Below are 12,971 nucleotides of genomic sequence, written 5' to 3' on the forward strand. Positions count from 1 at the left end.
GGCCAACTCCTCTTTCGTCATGCTCGGGCTTGTCCCGAACATCTGCAACCGGTGCAGCAGATCCTCGGCACAAAGGCCGAGGATGACGCCGAGTAAAGAGCGAGGTTTGTCAACAAACTGGCAAAGATCTCCATCTGGAGATCTTTGCCATGCCCGATATCGCCCTCATCGAAACCGCCCGCGATTTCAACCGCTTCTATACGAACTTCCTCGGCCTGCTGAACAAGGCCTATCTCGACACGCCCTTCACGCTGACCGATGCCCGCATCCTCTTCGAGGTCGGCTCGCATGAGGGCATCAGCGCTGTAGCGCTTGCCCGCGACCTGCAGCTCGACCCGGCCTATCTCAGCCGCATCCTCAAGCGTTTCCGCGCCGAAGGGCTGATCGAAACCAGCCCCGATCCGGCAGATCTTCGCAGCCAGGTCATCATTGTCACCGATCGGGGACGAGAGACGTTCGAGGAACTCGGCCGACGCTCCAATGCGCAGATCGCCGCCCGTTTCGATCGCTTGGCGACTGGCGAACCGGAGGCAGCGGTCTCCGCCATGCACACGATCCGCGCCCTGCTCGACCCGGCGGCAAAGCCCGCACCGGCCATCATCCGCGCCCACCGCGCCGGCGATATCGGCTGGATCGTTCAGAGCCAGGGCCGCTTCTATGCCGAGGAATATGGCTGGGACCTGCGCTTCGAGGCGCTGGTCGCCGAGGTCGCCGGAAAATTCCTCGCCAATTTCGATCCGGCCAAGGAATATTGCTGGATCGCCGAACGCGGCGGCGTCAATGTCGGCTCCGTCCTCGTCACCAATGGCGGCGACGACATCGCCAAGCTCCGCCTGCTCTATGTCGACAAATCAGCCCGCGGCCTCGGGCTCGGCAAACTGCTGGTCGACGGATGCATCCACTTCTCCAGGGATAAAGGCTACCGCGAACTCTCGCTCTGGACCAACGACATGCTGGAGACCGCCCGCGCCATCTACGTCAAGACAGGATTTCGCCTTGTCTCCGAGGAGAGACATCGCATGTTCGGCCCCGAGGCGAACGGCCAGAACTGGGTGCTCGATCTCTGAATTTGTTGCGTCGCAGAAATTTCACTTGATTTGGAAACGGTCATTCCCTAATTAGGGCGCCATGACCGACGCCACCCTCACATCCGAAGCAAAGACCCGCAGCCGCGGCCGTCCGCGCGAGTTCGATATGGACGCAGCACTCGATGCGGCGCTGCGCGTCTTTTCCGAACGCGGCTACCACGCCGCCGCCATCAGCGAATTGACCGAAGCAATGGGCCTTGCTTCGGGGAGCATCTACAAGGCATTCAAGGACAAGCGCGGGATCTTCCTCGCTGCTTTCGCCCATTATCGAAAACTCGGCCGACGGCGGCTGGAAGCGATGATCGCGTCTGCGAAGACCGGTCGCGAGAAGGTCTTCCAGATGGTGATGTATTATACCGAGCTCTCCTATGGCGAAGCCGGCCGCAAAGGCTGTCTCGTCGTTGGCGGCGCCAACGACTTCGCCCTGCTCGACGAGGAAGCCGCTGCCCACGTCGTGACTGCCTTTGCCGCGGACGAAAAGCTGATGGCTGATCTTATCCGCATCGGCCAGGCAGACGGCACCATTCCGAAGACGGTAGACCCGGATACCGCCGCCCTCGCCTTCCTCTGCTTTACCAAGGGCCTACGCGTCATCGGCAAAACAGGACGCAGCAGGGAAGAGATGCTGTCCGCGGCCGAGGCCGCGATGAAGCTCGTGACCTGAAAAGTCCGCACCGTGGACGAGAGAAATACCGGCATTCGGTCAAGGATCGGGTGGCCGCAGCCAGCTTTTTTGCATTCAATTCTTTCAATCTTTGAATACCGGAGCTTCTGATGAGCATTTCAGCCACCACGCCGGACGAGGCCATTCCCAGGGCGCTATCTCCCTGGCTCACCTTCCTTTTCGCCGCCGCCTGCGGGCTGGTGGCCGCCAATCTCTATTACGGCCAGCCGCTCGCCGGCCCGATCAGCGCCGATCTCGGCTTCACGCCTGCCGCCACCGGCCTGATCGTCACACTGACGCAGATCGGCTACGGCCTCGGCCTGCTGCTGATCGTGCCGCTCGGCGACCTCACCGAAAACCGCCGTCTGGTGTTGATGCTGATCGCCGTCTCCGCCGTCGCGCTCATCGGCGCGGCGCTGTCTTCGACGCCCACAACCTTCCTCGTCGCCTCGCTCTCTATCGGTCTTTCATCGGTCGCAGTTCAGGTCCTGGTTCCCTTTGCCGCCAACATGGCGCCTGATGCCACCCGTGGCCAGGTCGTCGGCAACGTCATGAGCGGCCTGCTCTGCGGCATCATGCTCGCCCGCCCCTTCGCAAGCTTCGTCGCCGAGGCCTCTTCCTGGCATGTGGTCTACTACGTCACTGCTGGCGTCATGCTCGTGCTCGCCGTCGTGCTCCGCGCTAACCTGCCGGTCCGCCGGCCGACGACCAGGCTACGCTACGGCGAACTGCTCGCCTCCATGGGCCACCTGGCACTGACCTCGCGGGTGCTGCAGCGCCGGGCGCTCTATCAGGCCGGCATGTTCGGCGCCTTCAGCCTGTTCTGGACGACGACGCCGCTGCTGCTCGCAAGTCCCGCCTTCGGCCTGACACAGAACGGCATCGCCCTCTTCGCCCTCGCAGGTGCTGCCGGCGCCATCGCCTCGCCGATTGCCGGCCGGCTTGCCGATCGCGGTATGACGAAGATCGCCTCGACGCTTGCCATGCTGCTCGGCATGGCTGCCTTCCTGATCGGCCATTTCGCCGGCGACGGCTCGCTTGGCGCTTTGCTGCTCTTGACGGCGGCAGCGATCCTTCTCGATTTCGGCGTGACGACCAATCTCGTCTGCGGCCAGCGCGCCATCTATGCGCTGAACCCGGAACATCGCAGCCGGCTCAACGGCCTGTTCATGGCGACCTTCTTTGCCGGCGGCGCACTGGGCTCAGCACTCGGCGGCTGGGCCTATGCGACCGGCGGCTGGACGATGACGGCGTGGATCGGCTTCTGCTTCCCTGCGCTGGCCTTCCTGCTGTTCCTGACGGAAGGACGCGGCAAGTAAGGCAACATCAGAATTCAGGATTGAACGTCTAAAACCTTGACAGAGCCAACTTTTGGATGCCCACCTCCAGGAGGCAGCGTATTCATCCGTTTGAGAGCTGCAGAATTTTCGCCTTTTTGCATGGGATTCCGGCATGGAGATAGACGAAGAGAAAATCGACGATGCTGTGCTTGCATTGTTATGGCTGACGCTGCATGACGGAGACCGTGCCTGGAAAGGTTTTGACTGGGGCGTGATGGACCGTTTGCATCAGAAAGGTCTGATTGCAAATCCCGCGGGCAAGGCCAAGTCTGTGGTTCTGAGCGACGAAGGTTTGCGACGATCGGAGGAATTATTCCGCGCTCTGTTTATGCGATCGACGTGATGATCGCTCTTCCTGATTTATCAGCGGCCCTAGCTGTTGTGAGAATCGAACTGAGAACGGGCGGCGCGAACGGCATCATGGTTTGCTTCCGCCCAGTTCAACAGTTGCGCCAGCGTCTGGTAAAGCGAGCGGCCGAGTTCGGTCATCGAATATTCCACACTCGGCGGCTTGGTCGGGAACACCTCGCGGTGGATGTAACCGTCCCTCTGCAGGTCGCGCAGCGTCTGCGTCAGCATGCGCTGCGAAATATCAGGGATCATCCGCCGCAGCTCGCCGAACCGATAGGGCCGATCCGCCAGCACATCGAGGAGCAGCGTCGACCATTTGCCGCCGATCTGCTGCATCATGTCCCTGACCGGGCAGTTGCCGAAATCGAGGCCGGCAAGATCGATCTCGCGCCGCGTCCCCGGCATCCTGTTCTTCAAACTGAGGACTGCACCGCTCATCTGCTGGTTCCCTTTTGGTAACGTACAGCCGAAAAACTGCCTCCTTTACACCGTCAAGTCAATTCCTATTCTAGTGTTACTCTCTTTTTGAGACCACCAGCACAACACAGAAGGAAACGACGTATGAGCGAAACCATCCTGGTCACCGGCGCTGCTGGGCAGCTCGGACAGCGTGTCATCCATCACCTCATCGAGACCTACAAGATCGCCCCCGGCAGCATTGTCGCGGCAACGCGCAGCCCCGAAAAGCTCTCCGAACTCGAAAAGAAGGGTGTGGTCACCCGCAAGGCCGATTTCGATGACGCGGCCGGTCTGGAGGAGGCTTTCGCCGGCGTCGACCGGTTGCTGATCATCAGCACCGATGCGCTCGACACCCCCGGCAAGCGCCTTGCCCAGCACCAGGGTGCCGTCGCGGCGGCAGTCAAAGCAGGCGTCAAGCACATCGCCTACACCTCGATGCCGGCGCCGGACAATTCGCTCGTCACCTTCGCGCCCGATCATCTCGGCAGCGAAAACGCCATCAAGTCAAGCGGCATCGCCCATACGATCATCCGCGATGCCTGGTACCACGACAACTATCTGCACGGGATGCCGCACAATCTGCAGGGCGGCAAATGGTACAGCGCCACCGGCGACGGCAAGATCTCCACCATCTCGCGTGACGACTGCGCGTTGGCGATCGCCGCAGCCCTTGCCTCCGGCACATCCGAGAGCGCCACCTATACGCTGACCGGCGCGCAATCGCTGAACAACCGGCAGATCGCCGCCATCGTCTCCGACGTCGCCGGCAAGCCGCTCGCGGTCGTCGACGTCAATGATGAGCAGCTCGGTCAGGGTATGCTCGGCGCCGGCCTCCCCGGTTTTGTCGCCGACATGCTGGTCTCTGCCGACGCCAACACCCGCGCCGGCAAGTTCGACATCGTCACCGAAGACTTCACCAAGCTGACCGGCAAACAGCCGCAGCCGCTGAAGGATTTCTTCGTGGAGCACAAGGCGGCGCTGACGACTTCAGGCAATGCTGCGCATTGAAGCCTTTCGCTGTGTCCCTGCGCTAGTCGCAGGGATGAGCGAACTCCGATTCTGGATCCCTCATCAGGTCAGATGAGTCGCTCACGGCGCAGCCGCGCCGTGGCTGGATTCCTGTGACAGGCACAGGAATGAGGGAGGGTGAATTAAACGCCTTCGCCAAAATTTCCCGTCGACATTGAGACAACGGTTGATGGGAAGCGCTACCTCTCCCATCCTCATTCCTGTGCCTGTCATAGGAATCCAGCGCGCCCAAGTCCTTGGGCGCGGGAGACTCTTCCTTCAAGACGCACTGTCTGACTCAGGGCCCAAAACGTAATAACCCGCTTCCAGTCAAAGCGTTGAAGAAAACGACCTTCCTCAAACCACCTGCCCGCAAGCCCGGCAGAAGCGCCGCACCGTTTCCGCCATGCCGTATTCCAGCGCATCGGCGGTCAACCCATGACCGATCGAGACCTCGGCAAGCTGGGGAATGCGCCTGACCAGCGCCGGCAGGTTTTCGACCGTCAGATCGTGGCCGGCATTGACGGCGAGGCCGATTTCAAGGGCCGCATCCGCCGTCCGTCCAAGCGCTTCAAGGATCGGGCCTGCCCGCTCCGGTGCGTCGAAGCAACCGCCATAGGGGCCGGTATAGAGTTCGATCCGATCGGCGCCGACCGCCTTGGCGATCTCAACCGCCTGTGCGTCCCCGTCACCATCGGCAAACAGCGACACCCGGCATCCCATCGTCTTCAGCCGCGCGACGGCATCGGTCAGGAACGCCTGGTGCTTGCGGAAATCCCAGCCGTGATCGGAGGTCGCCTGGGCGGGATCGTCAGGCACCAGCGTCACCTGCTCGGGTGCCGCGCCGGCGCAGAGTTCGAAGAATTCCTCTGTGGGATAACCCTCGATATTGAACTCGGTCTTGGGGAATTCGTCGTCGATCAGGTTGCGGATCACAGGCAGGTCGGAAAAGCGGATGTGCCGCTGGTCGGGGCGCGGATGCACCGTCAGCCCGCTCGCACCGGATTTCAGCGCGATACGCCCGAGCGCTTCGACGCTCGGCCAGGGCAGGTCGCGCCGGTTGCGCAGCATCGCGACGGCGTTGAGGTTCACGGAGAGCTTGGCGGGCATGGCGAGATCCATCGGTCACGGAAATGGGAGGCCTGCTTTTAAGCCAAGTGCTCCGCGATGGCCAACGAGATTCACAAATGGATGCGATGCCAATCGCTGATGGGCACCGAAATTACGCTGAGCATTTGCCGCACGCGTACCGCAGATAGTAAATCCCGTCACCTTTGAAGAGAACCGCGAGATCCCGCAGTGCAGCACAGGTTTTTGTGCAACACACCCAAGGACCCGGCAAAATATGCCGGTAAAGTTGCTATCCCATTTAAAAGAGATTATTTTTAGCACTTATAAAAAAGATCATTCACGCATAACGTGGAGATCGTATTGCGTAGAGTACGCCGCGTACTGCTTCTTTCCCAATGAGAAAAACGCCTAGAGGAAACCCCACTCGCCGCGCATGGGAAGCAACTGGCAAAGCCGCATGAGGTGCAACAACATGCCCCAGGAGGGTTCATGCCAGACGGTTCCAAACGCCTGTTTGCCACCGCCGGTATCGCTTCGGAGGCCCGATCGAGATATCGGTTCCTGCCTTCAGCCGCGCTGCCGCCGGATCTACCTGATGGTCCGGTGCCTATTGCCGACATGGCAAACGCATTCGGCGTCACACACAGGACACTGCATTTCTATGAAGAGAAAGGGTTGATTTCAGCCAACCGCATCGGCCTGATGAGGGTCTACGGCCAGGACGATGTGATGCGCATGGCCGTGATCACGGTCTGCCGCGATACCGGTATGCCGATCGCCGTCATCCAGGAACTGATGGGCGAACTCCGCAACGCTGATTCGCAGGAGACGGCCGAGGCAATGTTCCGCGAGGCCCTGCAGGTGCGCAAGCGCGAACTGACGGCAGAGATGTCGACGCTGCACCGCCAGCTCCAGCAGGTCGGCGACCTCCTGGACTACGACGGCAGCATCGAGGAGCCGCCGTTAAACGACAATCAGGACAGTGCAAGCCTGACCGCACAGGAGCGGCGTTGCCTGGAACTGATGGCCGAGGGTTATTCCACCCAGCGCATCGCCCGGGCGCTCGACCTGAAGCATGACGAAACCCGTGACCTGGAGGCCGGAATCATCCTGAAATTCCGCGCCAACAACCGCTTCCAGGCCATCGCCAAGGCAGTTCTGCTCGGCATCGTGCAGGCTTAGTACCATCCGCCCAAGATACGGCCGCCACCGTTTCTTCCTCACCACTCCAGATGGCGAATGAGACCTGGTCGCAGGTGCGACCGGGAATCAGCGGACGATCGTCAGCGTCTCTGCCGCGCGCGTGATTGCTGTATAGAGCCAGCGTTCCCGGGTATCGCGAAACGCCCAGCTCTCGTCGAAGAGCACGACATCGTTCCATTGCGAACCCTGCGCCTTGTGAACGGTCAGCGCGTAGCCGAAGTCGAACTCGTCGTAGCGTTTGCGGGTGTTCCAGGGAATCTCGCCCTCGACATCCTCAAAGGCCTGCTTCAGCAGTTTGATCTTGGCCGCTCCCCGGTCCATGTCGTCATCCTCAGGGCGGACGAGCAGATTGATGCCGGGCTTCGTCGTTTCCTTGGACGAGGTCATCACCTGCCAGAGCGAACCGTTGAGCAGGCCCTTGGCCGGATCGTTCCGCAGGCAGACGAGCTTGTCGCCGGTCTGCGGATAATCGGCATTGAAGCCTTTCAACTCACGCAGGCGCTGATTGTAGCGCCGCCGCGTGCGATTGGTGCCGACGAGCACCTGATCGGCATCGAGCACCAGCTGCTGCGTCACCTCGTTCTTCGAGATCACCTTGGCCGTGCCGTAATCGCCGTACATCACCTCATTGCCTTCGCGCACCTGCATGGCGAGCTTGATGATCGGATTGTCGCGCGCCTGCCGGTGGATATCGGTGAGCAGGTAGTCCGGATCCTGATTGGTGAAGTAGCCGCCGCCTGTGACCGGCGGCAGCTGGCCGGGATCGCCGAGCACCAGGATCGGCGTGCCGAAGCTCATCAGATCCTTGCCGAGCGCCTCGTCCACCATCGAGCATTCGTCGACGATGATCAGCGCCGCCTTGGCGACCGGGCTTTGCCGGTTGATCGAAAACATCGGCGCGATCGAGGTCTTGCCTGTTTCCTCGTCTTCCACGGCCTCCTCGCCGCGCGGCCGATAGATCAGCGAATGGATCGTCCGGGCGTTGGAGGCGCCGCGCGAGCGCAGCACCTGCGCCGCCTTGCCGGTGAATGCGGCAAACAGCACGTCGCCGTCGACATTTTCGGCAAAATGCTTGGCAAGCGTCGTCTTTCCCGTTCCGGCGTAGCCGAACAGGCGAAAGAGCGGCGAGCGCCCTTCCTTCAGCCATTTCGAAACAGCCTTCAGGGCTTCATCTTGTTGCGGCGCAAATTGCATGATCGTAGGACTTGGCAGGATTCGCGGGATTTAGGCAAGGCGGAAAACGGCAAATCGCCCGGCCGGACGATCATCAGTTCCACTGCCGGTCCGCGCCGCTGGCGCACATCGACGGGTCCTGCCCCATAGCTCCGGTGAGAAAATCCAGAACCGTCTTGACGCGCAGCGGCATGTTGCGCCGCGAGGGATAGACGACGGTAACCGGCAGCCGGCTCGGCTGGAAATCCTTCATCACGGGGACCAGCCGGCCGGCGGCGATATCGGGCATCGCGATGATGTGCGAAAGCACCGCAAGACCCGCGCCGGCAAGGGCTGCCCGGTGAATGGCGACGGCATTGCAGGCGGTCAGCCGCGGCGAGATCCGGACCGATATGTCTTCCGAACCGTTCGAGAAGGACCAGGTATTGGCCTCGCCTGCCCTGTTGTAGCACAGGCATTCATGGTCCTTGATCTCCTTCGGTGCGCGGGGAGCCGCCCTGCGTGCGAGATAGGCGGGAGATGCAACGAGGAAGGCGGTCGTCCAGCCGATCCGCCGGCAGACGAGGCTGCTGTCGGCGACCTGGCCCAAGCGCACTTCGAGATCCAGGCGCTCCTCGATCATATCCGAGCCCTGCTCCCTGAAGATGAGTTCGACCGAGAGCTTCGGATGGGCGGCGAGAAGATCGCCGAGCCGCTCGCTGAGATAGAGGCCGAGTGGTGCTGGAACGCTGAGCCTGACCTTTCCCGAGGCCGTGGTTCCGTCAGATCCGGCCGCATCGCCGAGCTCCTCAACCGCTTCGAGAATCCGCAGCGCCATCGGCAGCATCCGCTCCCCCTCTGCCGTCAGCGACAGGCCGCTCGTCGTGCGATGCAGGAGGCGGGTGTTGAAATGGCCCTCGAGGGCTGCAACCTGTCGCGAGACCGCCGGCTGCGTCACGTCGAGATCGTGCGCCGCCGCCGAAAACGAACCCGTCTCCACGACGCGCTGAAAGGTCCGCAATGCCGAAACGATATCCATCCCCTGTCCCTCATACTTTTGCGCATAGGCTTTATGCAGCCAGACTAAGCGAGAATGGCTTTACAGTCCAGCAATTAAGGATATCTTCTATCCATAAGGATATTTAATGTCCTTAATTAAAGGAGAGACACATGACCCAGCGACTGAACTACGCCCAACAGTCCCCCGAGCTTTTCAAGAAATTCATGGAATTCAGCATGGCGCTGAAGAGCAGCGTGATCGACGAGAAGCTGCAGGCCCTCGTCGAGGTCCGCGCTTCGCAGATCAATGGATGCGGCTTTTGCCTGGATATGCATGTGAAGCAGGCCAAGATCCTCGGCGAGACGGAACTGCGGCTCTACCACGTCGCCATCTGGCGGGAATCGAACCTGTTCATCCCCCGCGAGCGTGCAGCCCTTGCCTGGACCGAAGCACTGACGAAGCTTCCCGAGGGCGGCATTCCCGACGAGATTTACGAACGGGTGCGCGGCCAGCTTTCCGAGAAGGAGATCTCGGATCTGACTTTCGTCGTCATGGCGATCAACGCCTGGAACCGCGTCAATGTCGGCTTCAAGACCGTGCCCGGCACGGCCGACAAGGCCTACGGCCTCGATAAGGCTGGCCTGAACTAAACCGCGCAATTCATTGAGAAGATTCACCTTTGACGCTGCCGTACCACGGCAGCGAACGGAGATCCATTATGAAAATCGTTGTCATCGGCGGAACCGGCCTTATCGGTTCGAAGACTGTCGAACGCCTGCGCAAACGCGGCCATGACGTGATTGCCGCCTCGCCGAACTCCGGCGTCAACACGATCACGGGAGAAGGACTGGCGGAGGCGCTCTCGGGCACCGAAGTCGTGCTCGACCTCGCCAATTCGCCGTCCTTCGAGGATAAGGCCGTGCTCGAATTTTTCGAGACCTCGGGCCGCAATCTTCTCGCCGCCGAAAAACTCGCCGGCGTCAAGCACCATATCGCCCTCTCCGTCGTCGGCACCGAGCGTCTGCAGGAAAGCGGCTATTTCCGCGGCAAGCTTGCCCAGGAAAAACTGATCAAGGCATCGGGCATTCCCTACACCATCGTCCATTCGACGCAGTTCATGGAATTCCTCGGTGGCATCGCCCGATCGGGAACGGTCGGCCAGACGGTCCACCTGTCGCCGGCCTATGTGCAGCCGATTGCTTCCGACGACGTGGCGGACGCCATGGCGGACGTGGCCCTCTCTGCTCCCGCCAACGCGACGCTCGAGATCGCGGGTCCGGAACGGGCGCGCCTCAGCGAGCTCGTCGCCCGCTATCTGAAGGCCATGAAAGACCCGCGCACCACCGAGGCTGATGTCGAGGCGAGATATTTCGGCGCAAGACTGAATGATCAGTCGCTCGTTTCCGACAACAACCCGCGGCTCGGCTCGATTACCTTCGAGCAGTGGTTCGCAAAGTCCATCCAGCCGACATGACTGACGTGCCCTCGAGACGCGACCGCTCGGGCGCGTCTTCCCCCGACCCAGCAACCATGGAGATTCCGATGATCAGAACATTTTTCCTCGCCGCCGCCCTCGCCTTTCCGGCTGCCACCGGCGTCAGCGCCCGTGACAGCAGCGAGTCTGCGAAGGTGACACTCGTCTATGAGCACGAGCTTCCGAACGTGCCGGGTAAGAGCATCAAAGGCGTGCTGGTCGAATACGGCCCGGGCGGCTTCTCCGAAGGCCACACCCATCCCGACACCGCCTTCATCTATGCCACCGTGCTCGAAGGAGCGATCCGCAGCCAGGTCAATGACGGCCCGGTCAAGGTCTATCATGCCGGAGAGAGCTTCTCCGAAATGCCGGGCGACCGTCATGGCGTCAGCGCCAACGGCAGCGAGACCAAGCCCGCCCGCCTGCTCGCCGTCTTCGTCGTCGAGACCAACCAGAAAGAGCTGACCTATCCGCTCAAGAAGTGACGATCCGCATTACAGCGCCGCGCGTCTTTCAGACGCGCAAAGGACGCTGTAACACTTTGAATCTACGCATCGTGCTTTCCGAAAATCGGTTCCGATTTTCGGGCCGATGCGATACCGCCCGCGCAGGCCTGATGCTTGCGCGGGCGGCCGAGATGCTGAATCATGTACGGCCCGCACCCCGGAGACAGAGAGATGATTGACGACGCCCTCTTCGGCAAACCTCTGATATCCTTGATAACAGTCGGATTCGCCGGAATCGTCGTCTGGCATCTGCTCTCCCGCCACCGGCCGACGACGCGGCTGGTGGTGCAGATCCTCTTCTTTGCAGTGATGACGCTGATCCTCGTCGGCAGCGGCATCGAACCCCACCGGTTTCAAGGATATGAGTCCGAGGACCCGCGGGCCCTGCTCGTCATCGTCGCAAAAACCCTCTGGTGGATCCATCTAGCATGGGCCGTCATCGGTTTTATCAGGCTCTATCTGGTGCTGGAGGGCAGTCCGCGAGAGGCCCGCCTGCTCCAGGATCTGGTCATCGGCGTCGTCTATATCGGCATGGCCCTGTCGGTTCTGGCCTTCGTCTTCGGCGTGCCGATCGGAACCCTCGTCGCGACCTCGGGCGTGGTCGCCATCATTCTCGGCCTGGCGCTGCAGAACACGCTCGCTGATGTCTTCTCCGGCATCGCTCTGACACTCGGCCGGCCATACATCATCGGCGACTGGATCCTTCTCAGCGACGGCACCGAGGGACGCGTCGTCGAAAGCAACTGGCGTGCGACACACATCCTGACCAGCGGCAACAATGTCGTCGTTCTGCCGAACAGTTTTCTGGCAAAGCTCGGTCTGACGAATGTCAGCCGGCCGGACGAGAGCCATCTCCTGATCCTCACCATCCGCATCGCCCCGACGCGCATGCCGGCATCGGTCCGCCACGTCATGGCAACGGCTCTTGCGAGCTGCAATTCGATCGTGCGCGAGCCGCCGCCGGTCGTGGCACTGAAGGGGCTGGATGCCACGGCGCTTGAGGTCGAGCTGCAGTTTCGGGTGACAAGCCCGAGCCAGCGGGTGCCGGCGCGGAACGAGGTGCTCGATCTCGTCTATCGCCATTGCAAATCCGCCGGCCTGCTGCTGGCCATTCCGCCCTCGGCGACGGTGCTGACCGCCGATCTGCCGACGGAAGAAAGCGCAAAGCCGCCGAGCGTAACGCCGCTCGCCCTGATCGAGGCCATTCCGGTCTTTACGACGCTGACATCAGATGAAAAGCGCAGGCTCGCCGAAACCACGACTGTCCGGGAGTTCCGCAAGGGCGATGTGATCGTGCAGGAGGACGAAATGCTCCCCTCACTGATGATGGTGCGCGCCGGCATCATCGCGGCGCGGAACGCAGGCGAGGAATGCGGACGGCTCGCGCCGGGCGACTTTTTTGGAGAGACCGGACTGCTCGCCGGTATGCAGGAAGTCTGCACTCTGGAGGCTCTGACCCCCGTGACCGCCTATGAGATCGACCAGGAGGCCTTCGCGCCGCTGCTAAGCGAACGCCCGGCGCTGGCCGAAGAAATCGCCGACCACCTCGCCAGCCGCGCCGAGCGTTTCCACAATGGCGCCTCCTTGCCCCCGGAACATGCCCGCAGCGCCCATGCGATCCTGAAGACGATCAGGACTATTTTCAAGGCATAGAG

At 61.6% G+C, this 12,971-nt stretch carries 14 protein-coding genes; 10 read left to right on the plus strand and 4 right to left on the minus strand.

Annotation, left to right across the window (positions count from 1 at the left end):
* The first annotated feature begins 149 nt into the window (after window positions 1-149).
* The 4 genes from AC2444_RS13970 (at window position 150) to AC2444_RS13985 (ending at window position 3,435) form a co-directional block, all read left to right on the plus strand.
* Window positions 150-1,067: a bifunctional helix-turn-helix transcriptional regulator/GNAT family N-acetyltransferase gene (locus tag AC2444_RS13970; protein WP_012758199.1), complete on the plus strand. Its 918-nt coding sequence runs from the start codon at window positions 150-152 to the stop codon at window positions 1,065-1,067.
* A 61-nt stretch (window positions 1,068-1,128) separates the two neighbouring features.
* On the plus strand, window positions 1,129-1,752 hold the full coding sequence (locus AC2444_RS13975; RefSeq protein WP_012758200.1) for a TetR/AcrR family transcriptional regulator: 624 nt from the start codon (window positions 1,129-1,131) through the stop codon (window positions 1,750-1,752).
* A gap of 110 nt (window positions 1,753-1,862) precedes the next feature.
* Window positions 1,863-3,071 (plus strand): MFS transporter, encoded by a 1,209-nt coding sequence (locus AC2444_RS13980; protein ID WP_012758201.1) that lies wholly within the window; start codon window positions 1,863-1,865, stop codon window positions 3,069-3,071.
* A 133-nt stretch (window positions 3,072-3,204) separates the two neighbouring features.
* Window positions 3,205-3,435, plus strand: coding sequence for a DUF6429 family protein (locus tag AC2444_RS13985; protein ID WP_012758202.1), 231 nt, complete (start codon window positions 3,205-3,207; stop codon window positions 3,433-3,435).
* A gap of 29 nt (window positions 3,436-3,464) precedes the next feature.
* Here the strand turns inward: AC2444_RS13985 and AC2444_RS13990 are convergent, their stop codons facing one another.
* Entirely contained in the window at window positions 3,465-3,881 is a 417-nt protein-coding gene (locus tag AC2444_RS13990) for a winged helix-turn-helix transcriptional regulator (protein ID WP_012758203.1), read from the minus strand.
* 123 nt (window positions 3,882-4,004) lie between these two features.
* On the opposite strand from AC2444_RS13990, the gene AC2444_RS13995 reads away from it, so the two are divergent.
* Window positions 4,005-4,910, plus strand: coding sequence for an SDR family oxidoreductase (locus AC2444_RS13995; RefSeq protein WP_012758204.1), 906 nt, complete (start codon window positions 4,005-4,007; stop codon window positions 4,908-4,910).
* A 357-nt stretch (window positions 4,911-5,267) separates the two neighbouring features.
* On the opposite strand, the gene AC2444_RS14000 is transcribed toward AC2444_RS13995, so the two are convergent.
* Window positions 5,268-6,020 carry a pyridoxine 5'-phosphate synthase gene (locus AC2444_RS14000; protein WP_012758205.1) on the minus strand — a complete coding sequence of 251 codons (753 nt, stop codon included), beginning with the start codon at window positions 6,018-6,020 and terminating at the stop codon, window positions 5,268-5,270.
* 450 nt (window positions 6,021-6,470) lie between these two features.
* On the opposite strand from AC2444_RS14000, the gene AC2444_RS14005 reads away from it, so the two are divergent.
* Window positions 6,471-7,163 carry a MerR family transcriptional regulator gene (locus AC2444_RS14005; protein ID WP_012758206.1) on the plus strand — a complete coding sequence of 231 codons (693 nt, stop codon included), beginning with the start codon at window positions 6,471-6,473 and terminating at the stop codon, window positions 7,161-7,163.
* 87 nt (window positions 7,164-7,250) lie between these two features.
* On the opposite strand, the gene AC2444_RS14010 is transcribed toward AC2444_RS14005, so the two are convergent.
* Window positions 7,251-8,378, minus strand: a complete 1,128-nt coding sequence (locus AC2444_RS14010; protein ID WP_003560862.1) for an ATP-dependent DNA helicase — start codon at window positions 8,376-8,378, stop codon at window positions 7,251-7,253.
* 73 nt (window positions 8,379-8,451) lie between these two features.
* Window positions 8,452-9,375 carry a LysR family transcriptional regulator gene (locus tag AC2444_RS14015; RefSeq protein ID WP_012758207.1) on the minus strand — a complete coding sequence of 308 codons (924 nt, stop codon included), beginning with the start codon at window positions 9,373-9,375 and terminating at the stop codon, window positions 8,452-8,454.
* A 131-nt stretch (window positions 9,376-9,506) separates the two neighbouring features.
* Between AC2444_RS14015 and AC2444_RS14020 the strand changes: the two genes are divergently transcribed.
* The 4 genes from AC2444_RS14020 to AC2444_RS14035 all read left to right on the plus strand — a co-directional run bounded on the left by AC2444_RS14020 (window position 9,507) and on the right by AC2444_RS14035 (window position 12,969).
* Window positions 9,507-9,986, plus strand: coding sequence for a carboxymuconolactone decarboxylase family protein (locus AC2444_RS14020; protein ID WP_012758208.1), 480 nt, complete (start codon window positions 9,507-9,509; stop codon window positions 9,984-9,986).
* Between the two features lie 68 nt (window positions 9,987-10,054).
* Entirely contained in the window at window positions 10,055-10,810 is a 756-nt protein-coding gene (locus tag AC2444_RS14025; protein WP_012758209.1) for an SDR family oxidoreductase, read from the plus strand.
* A 68-nt stretch (window positions 10,811-10,878) separates the two neighbouring features.
* Window positions 10,879-11,295 (plus strand): cupin domain-containing protein, encoded by a 417-nt coding sequence (locus AC2444_RS14030; protein WP_012758210.1) that lies wholly within the window; start codon window positions 10,879-10,881, stop codon window positions 11,293-11,295.
* Between the two features lie 192 nt (window positions 11,296-11,487).
* The gene (locus tag AC2444_RS14035) at window positions 11,488-12,969 is read left to right on the plus strand and encodes a cyclic nucleotide-binding domain-containing protein (protein ID WP_012758211.1); all 1,482 of its coding nucleotides are present in this window, start codon (window positions 11,488-11,490) and stop codon (window positions 12,967-12,969) included.
* Window positions 12,970-12,971: the final 2 nt, after the last annotated feature.

This window comes from Rhizobium sp. WSM1328 (assembly GCF_057653715.1).

What these genes read in the sequence shown, in the direction of transcription:
- AC2444_RS13970 (WP_012758199.1), top strand. Translation starts at nt 150, where the DNA reads ATGCCCGATATCGCCCTCATCGAAACCGCCCGCGATTTCAACCGCTTC.
- AC2444_RS13975 (WP_012758200.1), top strand. Translation starts at nt 1,129, where the DNA reads ATGACCGACGCCACCCTCACATCCGAAGCAAAGACCCGCAGCCGCGGC.
- AC2444_RS13980 (WP_012758201.1), top strand. Translation starts at nt 1,863, where the DNA reads ATGAGCATTTCAGCCACCACGCCGGACGAGGCCATTCCCAGGGCGCTA.
- AC2444_RS13985 (WP_012758202.1), top strand. Translation starts at nt 3,205, where the DNA reads ATGGAGATAGACGAAGAGAAAATCGACGATGCTGTGCTTGCATTGTTA.
- AC2444_RS13990 (WP_012758203.1), bottom strand. Translation starts at nt 3,881, where the DNA reads ATGAGCGGTGCAGTCCTCAGTTTGAAGAACAGGATGCCGGGGACGCGG.
- AC2444_RS13995 (WP_012758204.1), top strand. Translation starts at nt 4,005, where the DNA reads ATGAGCGAAACCATCCTGGTCACCGGCGCTGCTGGGCAGCTCGGACAG.
- AC2444_RS14000 (WP_012758205.1), bottom strand. Translation starts at nt 6,020, where the DNA reads ATGCCCGCCAAGCTCTCCGTGAACCTCAACGCCGTCGCGATGCTGCGC.
- AC2444_RS14005 (WP_012758206.1), top strand. Translation starts at nt 6,471, where the DNA reads ATGCCAGACGGTTCCAAACGCCTGTTTGCCACCGCCGGTATCGCTTCG.
- AC2444_RS14010 (WP_003560862.1), bottom strand. Translation starts at nt 8,378, where the DNA reads ATGCAATTTGCGCCGCAACAAGATGAAGCCCTGAAGGCTGTTTCGAAA.
- AC2444_RS14015 (WP_012758207.1), bottom strand. Translation starts at nt 9,375, where the DNA reads ATGGATATCGTTTCGGCATTGCGGACCTTTCAGCGCGTCGTGGAGACG.
- AC2444_RS14020 (WP_012758208.1), top strand. Translation starts at nt 9,507, where the DNA reads ATGACCCAGCGACTGAACTACGCCCAACAGTCCCCCGAGCTTTTCAAG.
- AC2444_RS14025 (WP_012758209.1), top strand. Translation starts at nt 10,055, where the DNA reads ATGAAAATCGTTGTCATCGGCGGAACCGGCCTTATCGGTTCGAAGACT.
- AC2444_RS14030 (WP_012758210.1), top strand. Translation starts at nt 10,879, where the DNA reads ATGATCAGAACATTTTTCCTCGCCGCCGCCCTCGCCTTTCCGGCTGCC.
- AC2444_RS14035 (WP_012758211.1), top strand. Translation starts at nt 11,488, where the DNA reads ATGATTGACGACGCCCTCTTCGGCAAACCTCTGATATCCTTGATAACA.